Below are 16,367 nucleotides of genomic sequence, written 5' to 3' on the forward strand. Positions count from 1 at the left end.
TGATTTTGGCGGCGCTCAGGGATTTGCGCGGCGCGAGGTGGGCATTTGGCCAGCAACGCCGGCTCCTGCAGGCTGCGTGCGCCCGTGCAGGAGCCGGCAATGCCGGCGAAGGGGCTCAGAACTCCAGCTGTGCCGAGAACGTCAGGGTACGCGGCGCGCCCAGGAAGTGGTCGCTCAGCCAGTACGCCTTGTTGGTCAGGTTGCTGACGTTGGCGCGCAGGGTCAGGGCGTTTTCCGCCAGCGGCAGGCGATAACGCGCACCGGCATCGAAGGTGGTGAACGACGGCAGGCTGTAGTGGTTGGCCTCATCCACGTACTGCTTGCCGGTGTAATAGGCGCCGCCGGTCACGGCGAATCCGGGCACGCCGTTCAGGTCGTATTCGGCGTACACCTTGGCCAGCTGGCTGGCCACGCCCACCGGCTTGTTGCCCTCGATGCTGGCGTTGGCCGCCTTCTTCACCTGGGGGTCGAGCAGGGTCAGGCCGCTGACCAGGGTCAGCTGCGGGGTGACCTTGCCGGTGATGCCGAACTCCAGGCCGTTGTTCTCCTGGCGTCCGTCCTGCACGTAGATCTGCTGCTGGTTGGTGTAGCCATTGGGCTTGTCGATGTTGAACAGTGCCAGGGTCAGCAGGGCTTCGCCCACTTCGGCCTTGACCCCCACCTCGTACTGCTCGCTGATGGCCGGGGCCATGGCCTGGCCGGCGTTGAGTGCGGTGTTGGGCGCGATGCCGCCGGCCTGCAGGCCTTCGATGTAGGTGGCGTAGGTGGTCAGCCAGGGCAGCGGCTTGTAGATCAGCGAGACGTTGGGCGAGGTCTTGCTCTGGTTGTAGTTGTCGATCTGGCTCGGGGTGCCGAACGATTCGGCCCACACGAAGTTGTCGCTGAAGGTCTTGATGCGGGTGCGGGTGACCCCGAGGATGGTCGACCATTGTTCGTTGAAGGTGATCACATCGCCCAGCAGCAGGTTGTCGGCCTGGGTGCGCGAGGACAGGCGCTGGTCGCCGTGGCCGATGGAGTAGTCGGGCTTGGCGTACTGCGGGGTTTCATCCAGCGGGATCGAGCCGTTGCCGCCCACCGGCTGGTACTGCGGCCCCGGGAAGGGAATGTAGTCGGTGTAGTCGCGTACCCGCGCCACGTTGCCCTGGTAGCCGAAGGTGACCTTGTGGCCGATGCTGGCGGTGTCGAAGGCCGCGTCGGCGAACAGGTAGGCCGAGGTTTCCTCGCGCTCGACCGGGGCGAAGGCGTACAGCGGTTGGCTGTAGACCCCGGGCGAGGTCACGGTGGGGCCGGTGTAGGCGTACTGGGTGCGGTTGCGGTCGTGGGCCACCGCACCGCGCAGGCTGAACACCTCGTTCAGGCGCCAGTTGAAGCGGCTGCCGACACGCTCGTGCTCGCTGTCGGAGAACGCCCAGCGCTGGCTGTAGAGCTTGTCGTTGTCCAACTGATCGGCGTCGGGGCGCAGGCGCTGGTCGGCGAAGTACCAGTAGCTGGTCAGGCCGTGGGTCTGGTTTTTCTTGTACGAGGCGTCGAACTGCACCAGCAGGTCGTCGCTGACGTTCCAGTCCAGCGCCAGGCTGACCATCTTGCGACGGCGGTTCTGCAGGTCGATGGCGGTCTCGCCGTCCTGGGCCAGCACGTTGACGCGGTAGGCCAGCACGCCCTGATCGTCGATCGGGCCGCCGAAGTCGCCGTGCACATAGGCGTTCTCGCCGCCGGCGTTGCCCAGGGTCACGCTGTTGTAGCGCTCATAGGTGGGGCGCTTGAGCACGTAGTTGACCAGCCCGCCCGGGCTGCCGGGGCCATACAGGAAGCCGCTGAGGCCGGTGACAATCTCCAGGCGCTCCATCTCCTCGACGAAGTTGCCGCTGTCGGAGCCATTGCTGAAACGCAGGCCGTCGTTGGCGATGTTGAGATTGCCCAGGTCGTTGAAACCGCGGATCGCCACCGAACTGGCATAGCCGGCGCCCGAGGGCGAGGTGAACTGGGTGAAGGGGCTGAGCTTGAAGATGTCGTCGGTGGAGGTGGCCTGGGTGTTGCGGATCAGCTCGCTGGACACCACGCTGATCGAATAGGGCGTGTCCTTGAGGGCCATGCCGCCCAGGGCGCCGACGTTCTTCAGCGAGTCGGTGAGGTAGCCGGCTTCGGCGCTGCCGTCGGCGATGCGGGTGGCGTTGACGTCGGTTTGCGGCAGGTTCAGCCGGGCTTGGGGCGCAGCCTGTTCATCGGCGGCCAGCAGCGGCGTGGCGATACCGGCGCAGGCAATCGCAAGCGCCAGCAGGTGAGGGCGGGGCGTAGGAGCGGCAACGGACATGGGGTCAGGTTCCTGATGTGAATGGTTCTCAGTAACCCTGTTGCCGCACGAGAAACAAAAAGTGACAGAGGCGCTGCAAAATAAATCGTGCAGCGCCTTTTTTTCAGGTTTTGAAGCGCCGTACCAGCGTGTTCATTTCGTTGGACAGTTGGGTCAGGTTGAACGCATCGCTCTTGGCTTCACTGGCCAGTTGCGCCACCCGCTGCGCATCGCCGTGGATCTGGCTGATGTGCTGGTTGATGCTTTCGGCCACCTGGTGCTGCTCTTCGGCGGCGGTGGCGATCTGGGTGTTCATGTCGCGGATCATGTCCACCGACTCGCGGATCTGGCCAAAGCGGGTGCGTGCCTCGCCGATGCGGCTGACCGAGTCCTGCGACAGGCTCAGGCTGGTGTTCATCTGTGCGGCGACCTGGCTGGTGCCGCGGGCAAGGTTGGCGAGCATGCCGTCGATCTCGGCGGTGGAGTCGGCCGTGCGCTTGGCCAGCGCACGCACTTCGTCGGCCACCACGGCAAAGCCGCGACCCTGCTCGCCGGCCCGCGCCGCCTCGATGGCCGCGTTCAGGGCCAGCAGGTTGGTCTGCTCGGCAATCGAGCGGATGGTGCTGAGGATCGACTGGATGGCGTTGCTGTCGCGCTCCAGCTGCTGCATGGATTGCGCCGACTGGGCGATTTCCTGGCTGAGCTGGTCGACGCTGCCCACGGCGGCGTCGATCTGCTGCTGGCCCTCGGAAGCCTGGCGCTGGCCGTTGTCGGCCGACTCGGCGGCCTGGCTGCACGAACGCGCGACCTCGTTGGCGGTGGCGACCATTTCATGGAAGGCGGTCGACACCATGTCCACGGCCTCGCGCTGGCGACTGGCGGCGTCGGCCATTTCGTTGGACACGCTGGTGGCGCTGTGGGAGTTGGTCAGGATGCCATCGGCGGCGTGCATGATGTGCTGGATCAGGCTGCGGATCGCGCCCAGGAACTGGTTGAACCAGCCCGAGAGCTGGGCCGTTTCGTCGTTGCCGCGCACGTGCAGGTTGCGGGTCAGGTCGCCTTCGCCCTGGGCGATGCCTTCCAGGCCGTGGGACACGTCGTTGATCGGGCGCACGATGACCTTGGCAAAGCTGGCACCGACGAAGGCGAACAGCAGCCCAAGCGCGGCGGCAATGCCGACGATCAGCCAGGTGAGGCGGGTGGCCGAGGCCATCACTTCACTCTGCTTGACCAGGCCGATGAAGCGCCAGCCCAGTTGCTCGGAAGGCCACACGTTGGCCATGTAGCGCTCACCGTCGAGCTCGATCTCCACCAGCCCCTGGGTAGTCTTGGCCAGTTGCGCATAGCCCTGGCCGAGGCTGTCGAGCTGTTTGAAGTTGTGCGCCGGCTGCTTGGGGTCGACCAGGATGTTGCCGCTCTGCTCCAGCAGCATCACGTAGCCGGTTTCACCCAGCTTGAGCTGCTTGATGATCTCGGTCAGTTGCTTGAGCGACACATCCACGCTCACCACGCCGCCGTTGGCGCCCAGCGCGTTGGGCAGGCTGCGCACGGTGCTGACCAGTACCGCGTCGTCGTTGGCCCAGTAGTAGGCGGCGGTACGCAGGGTCTTGCCCGGGTTGGCCTGGGCCATCTTGAACCAGGGGCGCTGGCGCGGATCGTAGTTGGCCAGGCTGGGGTCTTCGGGCCATGAGATGTAGCCGCCCTCGGTGGTGCCGATGGAGATGTAGCCATAGGCCGGGTGGCTGGCGCCGAGGCGGGCAAAGTAGTCGAACACCGGTTTGTCCTGCGGCCCCATCGGCAGCGTGGGGGCGTCGGGCGAAATGTACTTCTTCAGGCTGGCGTCGGTGTTCTGCAGCATGGGCAGCTTGCTGAGAAATTCGATGTTCTGGCTGATGCCGTCGAAGAACAACTGCATGGCATTGGCCACCTGTCGAATTTCGCGGTCGCTGCCGTCGACGAAGTTGTCCCGCGCTTCCAGGCGGATGTTGAGTATCACCAGCGTAGCGACGACCAGTATCGGTACGCAGGCGATGGTCGCGAAGCCCCACGTGAGTTTCTGTTTGATGTTCATATCCGCTCCGCTGACGCCGTTTAATTGTTGTTTCGTCTGGTCGGGTTATCGGCGTGGCGAGCGGCCGCTTGAGCAGCAAAGGCAAGGATTGTAGGACATTTCATCTGCGCACTCCTGCGGTGCACACAAGCGCGTTCATGCGCCGTTTCGGGGCGCAGAAAAGGTGGGTTCGCAGGGGCATGGAAGGGGCTGGCAGAGTGCTATCTGGCTGGCTTGCGCGTCGGTTTTCAAGGTGGTTTTTTGCGTTGGCCTGGTAGTTGCCTGCCGAATGGACAAAGGAATGTCGTATCGGGAGATGTAAATGTCGCTATCGAACAATTGCATGCAACTGTCCGCCGCAGAAAAGCGCTGGCTGCCATGGTTTGGCAAGACCGGCAAACTGGCCATGGGCTGGGCCTGCCGCCTCAACCGATCGGCGTACCCGGTGATCGGGCAGACCTTCGAAGCCATTGCGCAAACCCGCGTCAAGTTGCTGCAGGGCTGGGCCCAGGAGCAGTGGGAGCACCTGGCGGAGCTGGCCGCCAGTGCCGGCAACGACATCCGCAGCCTCGATGGGCAGGTATTGCAGCAGAAGCTGGCCCAGGCCGAAGACTTTTCCGAGTTGTTCGTCGTGGATGCGGCGGGCGAGGTGCTTGCCTCGACCTGGCGCGGCCAGGGCACGCGCCCGCGCATCGACCCACGGCCGCTGGCCGAGGGGCTGAAGGCGCCGTTTCTGCATGGGCCCTACAGCGACCCGCTGACCCTGGCGATCGGCCCGTCGACCTCCAGCTTTCATGATGAAGTGACGCTGATGTTCTACCAGCCGATCAAGGTCGACCGCCAGGTGGTGGGCTGCCTGTGCGCACGGGTGCCCAACGACGTACTGGGCGACCTGATCCAGCGCGAGGCCGGGCATATCTTTGCCGAGTCCGGGGACAACTACCTGTTCATGGTGCAGTCGCGTTTCGACCCCGGCCTGCAGCCGGGGGTGGCCTTGTCGCGCTCGCGCTTCGAGGACGGCACCTTCAGCCACGGCGAGAACCTCAAGAGCGGCGTGCACACCCCGTGGAAGACCGTGCAGGTGCAGCGCCACACCGAGCTTGAGCTGCGCTTCACCGACCCGGCCACCGGGCAATTGCACCCCGGCGTGCGCGAAACCATCCGCACCGGCGCCAACCTGTTCGTGAGCTACCCTGGCTACTCGGACTACCGCCACATTCCCGTGGTGGGCAAGGGTGTGACCTTTCAGTTGCCCGGTTCGCCGGACCGCTGGGGCATGATGTGCGAAGCCGACCTGGAGGAGGTGTACCGGCGGCGCTCGCTGAGCTACGGCCTGATGAAGCCGTACCTGGCGACCATGCTCGGCCTGTTCGTCAGCAACTACCTGGTGCAGCACTACAGCGGCCTCGACCAGGGCCTGATCGATGCGTGCGAGGGCGTGAGCCTGCTGCTGGCCGCGCTGGTGTTCAGCGTGCTGGGGCCGCGGCGCCTCGCCGCGCGCCTGAGCGAGATGACCGGCGTGATCAGGGCCATCGCCGAAGGCGAGGGCAACCTGCGCCAGCGCCTGGACACCACGCGCATGGCCAATGACGAGACCGGCGACATGGGGCGCTGGATCAACAGCTTCATCGACCACCTGGACGCGGTGGTGGGGCAGGTGATCAAGGCCAGCCACAGCGTGGGCACCACCAACCAGATGATGCTGGGGCGCAGCCAGGCCGCCAGCCTCACCTCCGAGGAAGTGGCCGATGCCGTGCACCGCATGATGGTGATCGTGGAGGAGCAACTGGGCGAGATCCAGCAGGCCTCGGCTGGCGCCGAGCAGATGAAGCAGGCCATGGACGAGGTGGTCAGCCGGGCGCGGGAGCAGTTCCTGACCGTGCAGGCGGGCACCCAGTCGATACGCGATGTGGTACAGCGTTCATCGTCCAGTGTCAGGTTGCTGGACAGCCGCATGGCCGAGATCGGCAACATCACCGGGCTGATCAGCGACATCACCAGCCAGACCAACCTGCTGGCGCTCAATGCCGCCATCGAGGCGGCGCGTGCCGGCGAGCATGGTCGCGGCTTTGCGGTGGTGGCCGACGAGGTGCGCAGCCTGGCGGCGCGCACGGCACGGGCGGCCGACGATATCCGTACGATGGTCGACGGTTTGCACAGCGAGACGCAGCAGGCCGTGGGCTTCATGCAGAGCGGCGTGCAGGACGTGGATGACAGCCTGCGCCTGGCCGAGCAGGCCTCGTCCGAGAACGTGCAATTGCACCGGGCCGTGGAGAACATGTTCGGCATCATCCAGCAGCTCAACCAGCGCAGCCTCGAATACGGGCGCACCATCAAGGAGGTCGATCAGGCGTCACTGGAAATGCGCCAGACCGTGACGGTGTTGCACACCAGTGCCGAGACCGTGCGCTTGAATGCGAACAAGCTGCAGAAGCTGGTGGGCGTGTTCGAAGTCAGCCGCGGGGCAGGAGAGCCTGCCGCCGCATGACCCCGTTGGCGAAAACCCACCCCAAATCTTTTTTAAATCAGGGGGTTGCAAGCCCTCCCGAATGCGGACATAATGGCGTCCATCGAAAGCGACGAGAAATAAAAATCTCAACGTTTTCAATGAGATGCAAATCTCTACAGTTTGTACGTGATTGAGCTGCTTCAGAGGGTTCAGTCATTTGAGGCCGAGTAGCAAAGTGGTTATGCTCCGGATTGCAAATCCGTCTACGCCGGTTCGATTCCGACCTCGGCCTCCATTATTGAAAGCCCCGCAGATTAACGTCTGCGGGGTTTTTCTTTGGGCGAAAGAAAAGGCCTGAGTTCCGAAACTTTGAGGGTGGAGTTCCGAAACTTTTCTATTTAGAAGGCTTCGCGATGGCGCCGATCCTGCGGTAAACGCGCTCGGTAATGCCTTCTTTCGAGTGGCCAAGCAGCAAGCTGGCATCGCCCAGATCTGTGATCTCCGAAGCCGCCTTGGGGCGGATGTCGCGGAACTGAAACTGCGCGATTCGGTTGGCGAGCTCAGGCTGCTTCTCGCTGATGGCTTTCAGTCGGGCAGACTCCCGTGCCTCCTGCCACCGGTTGCGCAGCATCTCCCAAGACAGCCGTTTGCCGCTGGCGCTCAGGATGAAGAATGGCGACAGATGCTCCCGATTCCTAAGCTTGATGCGATCCAGAAGTGTGCCCAGGCTGTTGTTCACCCCATTAACTTCCAAGATGATCCTCAGTCGCTTACCGGTTTTGCCCTGGCTGACCAGCAGGTAGGCCCCTTCCAAGTCGTCCTTTCGCATGGACAGCACGTCCGCTGGCCGCTGGCCGGTCAGGTATGCCAGGTCCATCGCGTCCTTCAGCTCCATCGGGGCCTCTTCATACACCGCTCGCCATACTGCCTCGTTAGCGTAGTAGTCGCGGGGCTTCTCCTTGTTTTTCCTCACCCCCAGGCATGGATTCTGCTGCGTCGTCAGCCCCCACTCGCGAGCCGTGTTGAATACGTGCGACAGAAGCGCGATCTCACGATTGGCCCTGGTCTTCGCGGATCGGCTATCCCTGTACTGCGCGATCATGGCTGGTGTGATGGCATCGATAGGCGCCGAATCGAACACCATCCTCAGTTGCTTCAGTTCGTAGATGTTGTCCTTCTGGGTGCGGGGCGCTTTCTTAGGCAAGATATGTCGTTCGTACTGATCGAAGATCCCTTTCATGGTCGTGAGTTCGGCCGGTATGGTTTTCGCCTCCAGCTCGGCCCATTTGAGTTTGGCCTGGGTCAGATCCGTGCCGAGGGGAATCTCCTTGCCGACGGGGTCTCGGTAGTAATATCCGACCCATTCCTTGCCGCTCTTCCTAGTGCGCTTGCGCCGGTAAACACCAGGCGGCAGGTCGCGATTCTCGGTACTTCTGGGGCGCATTTCATTTCACTCGGGAAAAGTCAGGTGTCCACGCCGCGGTCGGCAGGGGTGGGGGTGTAACAGGCAGAACGCCGAGCGTGATGCCAAGCTTCATGCGCGCGTACTGGCGGCCCACCAGGGGGCGACCGCCGCGGCTCTCGACGAAGTGCCAGTTGCGATCAGTGAGCCAGCGACGCTGCCAGCCCCTGGCCTTGTAGCCAGTCAGGTCAGCCAGCTCTTCGTCCGAAAGGATCTCGGTTTCCATGGGTAGGCTCCAAGCCGCATGTTGGCGGCAATAGCTCTCCATGCCCGCGCATATCGGCGGGCTTGAGTTGTAGGGGGAGGGTTACTGAATCTTGCCGGTGAGGCGTTCGCGCCAGGTCAGGCGGCGGGGTAGGCGCTCGCGGTCCCCGATCTCGACCACCACATAGGCTGTGCGGTCGAAGGCGGCGTCACGGCGCGCTGCAAGAAGGCACGCTTCGTCATCAGCAACTTCATGACTGGTTGCGTTCAGCTCGTGCACGTTGAAGCCGTTGCTATGGACGTGCCAGCCGTGGACAACGGCAATAAAGCGGCTCATCGCGGCCCCCTGTAGATCAGGTAGGCCATGTAGGAGAGGGCGATCATGGCTTCCACCTCTTGCCCACGCGGTACACCATCATCATGTTGTGATGGAGCGGAACTTTGAGGACGTGGTCGAAGAACTCGCCCTTTCCAGAGATGAATCCGGTAGGCACCTTGGTTCCCCCGGCGCCGAATTCACGCCAGCATTCTTCGCCGCCGTTCTTTTCCCAGTAGGCGCGCTCGCGCTTTGGGATCTCATCGTAGGTTTTTTCGAACACGGAGATATCAGGGATATCACAGATCCTGCGCCATGCGGGATTGCGCTTGCACCATTCAGCAGCATGCTGAGAGGCTTGATCGACAGAGTAGAATTCCTTGGTGCTTTGTTCCGTCATGGCATCAGCTCCTTCGGCACCTGGACTGTCCAGCCGGTGATTTTGGTTATGACGGCTCTGCAGATCGCTACAAGCGGGCTTGGGCCCATCAGCCAGTCGGTGGGCTCATTCGGCCTGCTGGGGTAGGCCGTCCATCCGCCCCGCACTGGGCCATCGCCGATCTGATGCTTTGTCTTCAGCGGCCCTCCAAACACCCAGTTCTCTTGCGGGTTGTACCGCTCGCAGCGTTCGGTTGCTTCGCCGCGGTACTGGACGAACACCCTGGCCGGCGCGCCGTAGTGCGGCTTGGCCACATGCACATCCAGCCCCTCGGCCTTGGCGATCGCCCAGGCCAACTGCTCGCCGGCCAGGTCCGCCGTCTTCACTTCGATCAGGTCGGTCATGTCGCCTCCGTATCGGCTTGAAGTAACTGTGCTGCCATCTCGGCAGCGAGGCCAACGGGCCACCAGTAGCGCGGGCGCTGATGATCCGGGTAGCTGGCCTCGCGCAGTACGAGACCTTTTCGCTCAAGAGCCTTGAAAATGCTGAGCACCGAAGCAGCTGCGAGGTCGAGGCGAGCGCCGACCTGGTAGGTCAGCCCGCCAAGCCCAAATGCGCATGCCTGATCGCCGGCCGCCAGCTTCTTGCAGTCTTGCTCGTACAGGTACGGGGTTTTCTCCCGGTACCGCAGTACGTTGGCGCGGGATACCTCGCGCAAGGCATCGAGGACGCGCTGCTGGTTGCTGGTCAGTTTCACAGCTCATACCTCTCATCAATCCAGCGCCCAGGCGCCAGTGCGGGTGTAGGTTCGGGTTGTGTTTCGTGCGGGGAGAGCTGGCGCTCGTTGCCGGCCTGCAGCTGGCTGTCGGGGATGCAGCTGATGCCGCCTTTGCTTGGGCCGTCGTAGATCCAGCAGGTGGCGCCGTTCTCGCCGTCGTGGAAGACGCTGACCCCATACGGCAATGAGTCCGCGCTGGCGCTGGCGGCCAGCAGCAGGAGGCAGAGGGCGAGGCGGGTCATGGCTGCACCTCGCCGCTGTAGCGCTCGTAGCCTTCGCCGTACTCATGGCAGTAGGTCGCAGGCCAGGCACCCCGGGTGCCCTCTGGCACCATGTTGTACATGCAGGCGTAGGTGCCGCGACCCGGGGTTGTCTTGATCCAGACGTGGACAGGGCCGCCAAGCGCCCAGCCCGGATACCGCTTGATGGCTGCGGCCATGAATTGCTCGAGGTCGTGATGCCCCTTGCTCATGACGATGTAGGTGTCTTCGCCAACGCTCTGCACGTCGAGCGGATGCTGTTTCAGCCTCATGGCGTCACCACTCTACGACCCCACCAGCACACCGGACCGTCGTCGGTGTCGTGGATTGCCAGGCAGAACCAGCCATCACCATCGGGCCGGTAGGGTTCCCAGTAGCTGCAGTCCGGGTCGTGGCTTTCGAAGTACCTGTTAGCTATAGCCTCGTCGGCGTATTCCAGGCTGACCTTGCCGACCTCTAGGCCCTGCTCAGCAATCCAGGCCTTGCACTTGTCGCCATCACCCTCGTCGAAGTCGGGTAGGTCCGGGTGCTGGAACATTCCGTATTCGTCGCGCACGACCGGCGCCGGCTGGATCAGTTTGATTTCTTCAGGCATGACTCTCTCCTGCCGCAGGCCGCAGCAAATGATTGAAATTGTACGTTTATTTGTATTTGTACAGGTTATGTAGAAGTTACTTAGCCGGTCGTCTGAAATACGAAAAAGAGCTTCCTAACAGGCTGGCCAGACTCGCCATTTTGAATACGATCAAGTGCTAATAACCGGAAAAAGGAGTCCGAAATGAGACATCGTGGGGAGTGTTACTGGGCGTGGGCGGATCCTCGGTTGCACACCAGAACTCACGACGAAATGCTCGACGACGGTACAACCATCGACGTTCAAGTGAGGTTGTCGAGGACGGGCGCCACACAAATGTTTATCGGTGTGTATGCCGCATGTGGTGTGGCCATTCTCGAAGAGGCTTACGATTCACGCCCGCAAGAATCAATGACACGCGCCTTGGCATGGGGCGTAGGTAGAGCTCGCCGCATTGCAGTTGAGCAGGAACCAGCTCGGGCAGTTGCGAAGCAGGCCTAAATCTCAAGGGATGCGAACCCACCAACTCTGGGCGTAAGCAACGCCTTCGATGATCTCGATTCCTGTGAACGTCGCGCCCAGAGTGGACATACCAGTCATGACTGCTTCATACAAGGGTGGCAAATCAGGCTCGCCCGGGTGAACTTTGAGGATCGACGCCGAGTTCGAAGCCCGACCCAGCGGCGCGAACTCATCCAGGCGCAGGTGCACGTCGCCGCGGATCGGATGGAATGCGCGGATCTCCTTCTGGCTACGCGGCACGCCGCGCACGCGCATTGGAACGATAAGGAAGTGCATAGAGAGTACTGTTCAAATAAACAGTATTTTGTTCCCGCAAAACTCGCCCGTCGATGGCGGTTCGTCGGATGGAGTACAAATGTTCTCTTTGGTCATGCAGCCTTCTTTAATGCCTCGATGACTCGCTGTCCAGCGAGCGGCGGTACCGCGTTGCCTGCCATGTGCATAGTCAGGCGATGGTTTGTTGGGCGCCTGGTATCAGACGGGAATGACATTGCTGCTAGGCCCTCGTCAGCGCTGAGCATTCGCATTCGGGAGCCATCGACCAGGGCCCAGCGATCCACCGTGGTAATTGTGCCGATCGGCCGACCGATATCGCGCCCTGTCGTGCCGGAGCCTCTGCCGTAGTAAGGCATGATGAATCGCTCACCGAAGCGTTGGCGTCCGTTGCGCACCCGGTCAAGCGTGGCCTGGGCCCGACCTGGCTTCTCGATCTGCGACCAACGACCGGTGTCGAAATCGAGAAAGCTGCTCGCCGGTACATGGCGCTCCTGCGGCAACTGAAGCATCAGCGGCGCTTTGCTGCGCGTCAGGACCATGAACAGGCGAACCCGATGCTGTGGCACGCCCAGGTCGGCGCAGTCCACGATGTGAGGCGCCGCCTGATACCCCAGCGCCTGAACAGCCTGCAACCAGGCCGGGTAGAGCACCCAGTCGGTGAACTCCGGCACGTTCTCGATCACTGCCGCTTGCGGCCGGTGGAATTCCAGAGCCGATACCGGCGCCCAGGCTGTCGAGCGTGATGCGTCGTGCTCAGGGTTGCCCGACTTCTTGCCACGGGCCTTGGCGTGACCCTGGCAGCAGGGCGAGGCCAGCAGGATGTCGTGCGCCGGTACATGCTCCCAGCGGGCCTGGTGCAGGTCCTGGCAGACGTGCTGCGTATCGGGGTGGTTGGCGCTGTGCCATTCAACGGCCACCGGCCAGTGGTTTGCCGCCCAGAGAACCTGGACGCCTGCGGCGCGCGCGCCGGTGCTCCATCCGCCGAGGCCGGCGAACAGGTCGATTGCTGTGGTCATGGTGGTCTCGCTGGAGGATCAGTCGAACAGGTGCTCGCGGCGCCCGGTCTCGTGGTAGTGCAGGTCCTGAATTGCCTGCTGCTGGTCGATGGTGAACATGGGGTTGCAGGTGGTGCAGTGGCCGGCGATCTTGATGGCCTGGAACGACAGCGTGATGGATGAGTGGCCCCGGTAGCAGGAAGGGCACGTGATCGAGTCGATGTCGCAGCACAAGCGAGCTTCGTCCTCGCCGTCGTGGATGGTTTTGCATGCTGGGCATTCGAACATCTCTTCCACTTCTGGCTGACAGCACTCCCGGGCTCCATCTTCATCGTCGTGGATGTCGCCACAGGAGCCGCACTTGTAGAGCGTCCTGATCTGAATCTTCATGGTGCCTCCAGGCATGCGCCGCCCTCGCCGGGGAGGCGTTATCGTTGAATAGGGGAAGGCGCTGGCGGGCAGCGCGGAAGGGTCAGACCAGCTCGACCAGAGGTAGCGGCACCTGGGCCTGATCGACGGCACCGGCAGGGCGAACGGTGTTGAACCCTGTCTCAACCGCCGCCAGGTTTTCGATCCAGTGACTTTCCCGCTGGGTGATGTAGGCCGCTCGATTGGTGCAATCTGCCGGGTAGGCGATCACCTCGAGCACGGAAAACTCCCAGTCGGTGATATCGGAGCCGCCCAGGGCCGCGTGGAATTTGCAGCTGGTTGGGTTGCTCAGGTGTTGCCACCACCGCAGCGTGAATGGTTGCGTGGTCTGGCCGACGTAGACGCGGCCGCTAGACTTCTGGCGCACCTGGTAGATCACCGGAGGCGAACGACCCTCGCTTGCCAGTTTGAATTCCGAAAGGTCGCGAAACCTGGCCGCCGCCTGGCACTTCTCGGTGCAGTAGTCGTGGCTTTTGGTTTCAGTGTGCGGGTCGTTGTATTTGTCGATCAACTTGAAGACCGTGCCGCACTCCTTGCATGGCCTGTTTTCGAAGCGACCCAGCAGGTAGGTGTCGTCCTCGTCGATCGGCTGGATGTGCAGTAGATACTCGTGCGCTTCCATGTCCTTGCGAAGCACGCGCGACGGAAACTGGCGCTCGTATTGCTCCTCGACCACGACTTTCGCTGCCTTGCGGTCGGGCCCCTCAACCATGCCGCTGAACACTGGCGGCCAGGCCCATTCATCCTCGCCGTATGCGTTTTTGGCCGGGCGTCGGCCCTTGATCTGGAAGTAGAACTTGGCCATGGCTTTCTCCATGCATGCGCCGCCCTCCGTGCTGGTGGCGGCATGGTGGCAATTTGGTTTGGGATGATGTATTCGTATGCCTTTGTTGCCAAAGGAAATTATCGTGGCGGATTTTGTTCTCAACGGATGCGTAGTAGTTCAAGCAGCAACAGTGGCTATTAATCTTCAGCAATTGGAGGATGAGGGCTTCATCACTAGCGTCCAGCCAAATTATCCGCTGGCAATGCACGACGGCCAGCTTGCCTACTACTGTGAACACCTCAACTCTGAAGTGGGCGAGGAGGATGCATTTGGCAGCAGCTGGATCTGCACTCGTGTAGGGGCTTTTTTGACCATCTATCGCCTAGATGGTGAGTCTGGAGACCTTGGGAGAAAAGCTATCAACGATGCAGCGGATGATTTAGCTCTTGCTGAAGGGTCTAAGCGCGACTGGTAATGGTATTTGGTGCAAATACCTCATCACCCGGGTCCTGCTGAATCATCAGCATGCTCTTGCGGCCTACCGGCTCTCGCCAGGGTCATGCTTCAGCTCGGCCCTACTGGCCGCTTCAAACCTTCGCGCTAGTTTTGGCGATATCTTAAAAGCTGGCGCGTCAGGCTTTTTCAGGCGGCGCGCTTGCTCTCGATGGTCAACAGCAATGAACGCCCAGTGCATGTCCTGCAGCAGCTCCTGCAGCTGGGTGTAGCCGTGAACCTTCATCGCCTTGGTCAGCTCCGCGCGCGTCCCGGCCGCCGTCTCTACAGGCAGCGTCTCGATGCCCAGGCGCTCGGCCTCCGCCTTCTTCCTGTCGCGGTAATCCGCCGAGTGCTTCGCTGCCCCCGTCTTCTTCTCGGCCATCTTCAATTCCTTCTGCTGGGTCTCATGTAGTTAGCGCATGAGACATTTGTGCAAGTTGAAACCTAATTTGAAGCAGACTAAATTTAGAGTTCCATCAACTTTTCGGAGACTCAGGAGCATGCCAACTGATCGCGAGCTGCAGCTCGAACAGGCGCTTATAGCAGTGATCGCATCATCAGAATTACTTGGCTGTAACATTGATTTTCTGTGCAATCGCGCCATTGGCGGCATTATTGGCGGTGTTGAGTTCGCCAATATTCCTGAAGCGCACGTTCAGAGTGTTATCGACGAAATTGAAAGGGCGAAAGCTGCTTCGAAACGCAGTATTGATGCAGCCATTCAACAGGGCTGAAAACTATGCGGCGCCGCTTGGGGAGCTAGGTGGCGTCGAGGTCCTCTTCAGTCCAGCCCATCGAAATATTGAACCCACCTGCTGACCCGCTCGCCTAACCCTGTATCAACCCACAGGGAGCAGCAGTCATGTCCAACCTCGCTATCTATTTCTGGATCGCCGTTGCGGTGATCGTCATCCTTGTCGACCTATGGGCCATCGTCAGTGTGTTTCGCAGTGACAAAACTGATGGCGTTAAGGTCATGTGGTTTCTCGGCATCGTGATCTTCCCGGTTGTGGGATTGATCATCTGGGCGCTGTTTGGGCCACGGGGAATCAAGCCAGGGACCGGACCAACTTCGCCAGAGCACAGCAAAGGGTGACAGTAGTCACGTTGCCGGCCTGCCCACCAACTTACGGTCGGCGGCAGCTTCCAGCGCCTGGGCGGTGTTGACCGCGACCTTGTAGTTGAAGCAGAACACCCGGGTCTTGCCCGTGGCGCGCTCAATGATGTGGTAGGCCTTGCCCTTGGCGACGACCTGGTAGCGCACCGACTGGGCCGGCGCGGTCAGGCCGAGGATGACGTGCAGGTTTGCCGGCGGCAGGGTTGTTCGTGCACGAATCGCGGCCAGGCCGTCGACGCGCTGCTGCATGGATGGGTGCATGGGGATCTCCAAGGGACGGGCAAGAAAAAGCCCGGCGTACCGGGCTGGCTCAGTAAGTACCACCTCACGTGAGCTACCGAGGCCGCATGTGGCGGTCCGGCAAGGGCTGGCGGTTACATGGCGGCATCCTCCGTTGCGTACCACTGGGAAGGCAGTGGCTACCTATGAGTGCAGTTCGTAGGCCTCGGCCTTGCGCAGCACTCGAACCTGGGCAATACGCCGTTCCGGCGCCCGGCGGTCGCGGCGCACTGGGTCACCGTCAGCGACCATCGAGTGCATGGCGATCAGGCCGGCCAGCACAAAGCACATCGGGCTGATGATCTGGCGCTTCATCGCCTCGGCCACCAAGGCGGCGCGGCGGTGTACGCCAAGCTTGTACATCGCGTTTTCGATTCGGTTTGCTACGGTGCCCGGGGTGATCTGCATCAGGCGGGCGATCTCTTTGGCGGTCATGCCCTGGGCGACAGCGAGCAGGCACTGAAGCTCGCGCGGGGCCAGGCCGCGCCCGAGGTGACCTTTCCACTGGCCGCTAACGATTGTCGATTCCATGAGTTACCTCGGCGGGTTGATTTCCCGTCTGGCCCTGACGCCAAGGCCAGTCGGTGAAATCATCCCGGTCTCGCTACTGGCGACAGACCGGGTGCACATCGTTGGTTGTTCATCCGACCGCGACCCTGGTCCGCCGGATAACTGTTCTTGGCGCTTTACGCTGCACGCCTGGGTCAGTTGCCAACCCTCTGGACT

General features: G+C 62.0%; 22 protein-coding genes, 1 tRNA gene and 2 pseudogenes. 6 read left to right on the forward strand and 19 right to left on the reverse strand.

Annotated features, from left to right (window positions below):
* Positions 1 to 115 precede the first annotated feature (115 nt).
* From FW760_RS00945 to FW760_RS00955, 3 genes and pseudogenes are all read right to left on the reverse strand, one after another.
* Positions 116 to 2,206, reverse strand: a pseudogene (locus FW760_RS00945) (TonB-dependent receptor); the annotation flags it as partial.
* Positions 2,207 to 2,414: 208 nt separating this feature from the next.
* Positions 2,415 to 3,242 carry a methyl-accepting chemotaxis protein gene (locus FW760_RS00950; protein ID WP_370409200.1) on the reverse strand — a complete coding sequence of 276 codons (828 nt, stop codon included), beginning with the start codon at positions 3,240 to 3,242 and terminating at the stop codon, positions 2,415 to 2,417.
* Between the two features lie 30 nt (positions 3,243 to 3,272).
* Positions 3,273 to 4,361: pseudogene (locus FW760_RS00955) on the reverse strand (cache domain-containing sensor histidine kinase); the annotation flags it as partial.
* Positions 4,362 to 4,662: 301 nt separating this feature from the next.
* Between FW760_RS00955 and FW760_RS00960 the strand changes: the two are divergent.
* On the forward strand, positions 4,663 to 6,828 hold the full coding sequence (locus tag FW760_RS00960; RefSeq protein WP_116053604.1) for a methyl-accepting chemotaxis protein: 2,166 nt from the start codon (positions 4,663 to 4,665) through the stop codon (positions 6,826 to 6,828).
* A gap of 182 nt (positions 6,829 to 7,010) precedes the next feature.
* Positions 7,011 to 7,084, forward strand: a tRNA-Cys gene (locus tag FW760_RS00965).
* A gap of 99 nt (positions 7,085 to 7,183) precedes the next feature.
* On the opposite strand, the gene FW760_RS00970 is transcribed toward FW760_RS00965, so the two are convergent.
* The 9 genes from FW760_RS00970 to FW760_RS01010 all read right to left on the reverse strand — a co-directional run bounded on the left by FW760_RS00970 (position 7,184) and on the right by FW760_RS01010 (position 10,783).
* Positions 7,184 to 8,233: a tyrosine-type recombinase/integrase gene (locus FW760_RS00970; RefSeq protein ID WP_275731649.1), complete on the reverse strand. Its 1,050-nt coding sequence runs from the start codon at positions 8,231 to 8,233 to the stop codon at positions 7,184 to 7,186.
* A 1-nt stretch (position 8,234) separates the two neighbouring features.
* On the reverse strand, positions 8,235 to 8,477 hold the full coding sequence (locus FW760_RS00975; RefSeq protein ID WP_088514779.1) for a DUF4224 domain-containing protein: 243 nt from the start codon (positions 8,475 to 8,477) through the stop codon (positions 8,235 to 8,237).
* A gap of 81 nt (positions 8,478 to 8,558) precedes the next feature.
* Positions 8,559 to 8,792, reverse strand: coding sequence for a hypothetical protein (locus FW760_RS00980; protein ID WP_116054775.1), 234 nt, complete (start codon positions 8,790 to 8,792; stop codon positions 8,559 to 8,561).
* A gap of 43 nt (positions 8,793 to 8,835) precedes the next feature.
* Positions 8,836 to 9,171: a hypothetical protein gene (locus FW760_RS00985; RefSeq protein ID WP_027609605.1), complete on the reverse strand. Its 336-nt coding sequence runs from the start codon at positions 9,169 to 9,171 to the stop codon at positions 8,836 to 8,838.
* Positions 9,168 to 9,554 (reverse strand): phage protein NinX family protein, encoded by a 387-nt coding sequence (locus FW760_RS00990; protein WP_275731652.1) that lies wholly within the window; start codon positions 9,552 to 9,554, stop codon positions 9,168 to 9,170. The genes FW760_RS00985 and FW760_RS00990 overlap by 4 nt, the downstream gene beginning before the upstream one ends.
* Positions 9,551 to 9,907: a hypothetical protein gene (locus FW760_RS00995; protein WP_446443490.1), complete on the reverse strand. Its 357-nt coding sequence runs from the start codon at positions 9,905 to 9,907 to the stop codon at positions 9,551 to 9,553. Before FW760_RS00995 ends, FW760_RS00990 begins: the two co-directional genes overlap by 4 nt.
* Entirely contained in the window at positions 9,904 to 10,170 is a 267-nt protein-coding gene (locus FW760_RS01000; RefSeq protein WP_275731655.1) for a hypothetical protein, read from the reverse strand. The genes FW760_RS00995 and FW760_RS01000 overlap by 4 nt, the downstream gene beginning before the upstream one ends.
* Positions 10,167 to 10,460 carry a hypothetical protein gene (locus FW760_RS01005; protein ID WP_275731657.1) on the reverse strand — a complete coding sequence of 98 codons (294 nt, stop codon included), beginning with the start codon at positions 10,458 to 10,460 and terminating at the stop codon, positions 10,167 to 10,169. The genes FW760_RS01000 and FW760_RS01005 overlap by 4 nt, the downstream gene beginning before the upstream one ends.
* Positions 10,457 to 10,783, reverse strand: a complete 327-nt coding sequence (locus tag FW760_RS01010; RefSeq protein ID WP_446443491.1) for a hypothetical protein — start codon at positions 10,781 to 10,783, stop codon at positions 10,457 to 10,459. The genes FW760_RS01005 and FW760_RS01010 overlap by 4 nt, the downstream gene beginning before the upstream one ends.
* A gap of 183 nt (positions 10,784 to 10,966) precedes the next feature.
* Between FW760_RS01010 and FW760_RS01015 the strand changes: the two genes are divergently transcribed.
* Positions 10,967 to 11,263 carry a hypothetical protein gene (locus FW760_RS01015; RefSeq protein ID WP_116054764.1) on the forward strand — a complete coding sequence of 99 codons (297 nt, stop codon included), beginning with the start codon at positions 10,967 to 10,969 and terminating at the stop codon, positions 11,261 to 11,263.
* Positions 11,264 to 11,266: 3 nt separating this feature from the next.
* Here FW760_RS01015 and FW760_RS01020 read toward each other — a convergent pair whose 3' ends face one another.
* From FW760_RS01020 to FW760_RS01035, 4 genes are all read right to left on the reverse strand, one after another.
* Positions 11,267 to 11,560 carry a hypothetical protein gene (locus tag FW760_RS01020; RefSeq protein WP_275731659.1) on the reverse strand — a complete coding sequence of 98 codons (294 nt, stop codon included), beginning with the start codon at positions 11,558 to 11,560 and terminating at the stop codon, positions 11,267 to 11,269.
* 92 nt (positions 11,561 to 11,652) lie between these two features.
* Positions 11,653 to 12,576 carry a DNA cytosine methyltransferase gene (locus FW760_RS01025; protein WP_275731661.1) on the reverse strand — a complete coding sequence of 308 codons (924 nt, stop codon included), beginning with the start codon at positions 12,574 to 12,576 and terminating at the stop codon, positions 11,653 to 11,655.
* Positions 12,577 to 12,594: 18 nt separating this feature from the next.
* Positions 12,595 to 12,945, reverse strand: a complete 351-nt coding sequence (locus tag FW760_RS01030; protein ID WP_275731662.1) for a hypothetical protein — start codon at positions 12,943 to 12,945, stop codon at positions 12,595 to 12,597.
* A gap of 82 nt (positions 12,946 to 13,027) precedes the next feature.
* Positions 13,028 to 13,789: a GIY-YIG nuclease family protein gene (locus tag FW760_RS01035; RefSeq protein ID WP_275731664.1), complete on the reverse strand. Its 762-nt coding sequence runs from the start codon at positions 13,787 to 13,789 to the stop codon at positions 13,028 to 13,030.
* 76 nt (positions 13,790 to 13,865) lie between these two features.
* Between FW760_RS01035 and FW760_RS01040 the strand changes: the two genes are divergently transcribed.
* Positions 13,866 to 14,225, forward strand: coding sequence for a hypothetical protein (locus FW760_RS01040; protein ID WP_275731665.1), 360 nt, complete (start codon positions 13,866 to 13,868; stop codon positions 14,223 to 14,225).
* A 63-nt stretch (positions 14,226 to 14,288) separates the two neighbouring features.
* Here FW760_RS01040 and FW760_RS01045 read toward each other — a convergent pair whose 3' ends face one another.
* On the reverse strand, positions 14,289 to 14,627 hold the full coding sequence (locus FW760_RS01045; RefSeq protein WP_446443492.1) for a hypothetical protein: 339 nt from the start codon (positions 14,625 to 14,627) through the stop codon (positions 14,289 to 14,291).
* A gap of 118 nt (positions 14,628 to 14,745) precedes the next feature.
* On the opposite strand from FW760_RS01045, the gene FW760_RS01050 reads away from it, so the two are divergent.
* Positions 14,746 to 14,979 carry a hypothetical protein gene (locus FW760_RS01050; RefSeq protein ID WP_275731667.1) on the forward strand — a complete coding sequence of 78 codons (234 nt, stop codon included), beginning with the start codon at positions 14,746 to 14,748 and terminating at the stop codon, positions 14,977 to 14,979.
* Between the two features lie 128 nt (positions 14,980 to 15,107).
* A complete protein-coding gene (locus tag FW760_RS01055) occupies positions 15,108 to 15,341 on the forward strand; it encodes a PLD nuclease N-terminal domain-containing protein (RefSeq protein ID WP_229589100.1) in 234 nt (77 codons plus the stop codon).
* Positions 15,342 to 15,347: 6 nt separating this feature from the next.
* Here the strand turns inward: FW760_RS01055 and FW760_RS01060 are convergent, their stop codons facing one another.
* Positions 15,348 to 15,623 (reverse strand): hypothetical protein, encoded by a 276-nt coding sequence (locus tag FW760_RS01060; RefSeq protein ID WP_446443493.1) that lies wholly within the window; start codon positions 15,621 to 15,623, stop codon positions 15,348 to 15,350.
* 162 nt (positions 15,624 to 15,785) lie between these two features.
* Positions 15,786 to 16,172, reverse strand: a complete 387-nt coding sequence (locus tag FW760_RS01065) for a response regulator transcription factor (protein WP_446443494.1) — start codon at positions 16,170 to 16,172, stop codon at positions 15,786 to 15,788.
* Positions 16,173 to 16,367: the final 195 nt, after the last annotated feature.

The organism is Pseudomonas sp. 1176_21 (genome assembly GCF_052850635.1).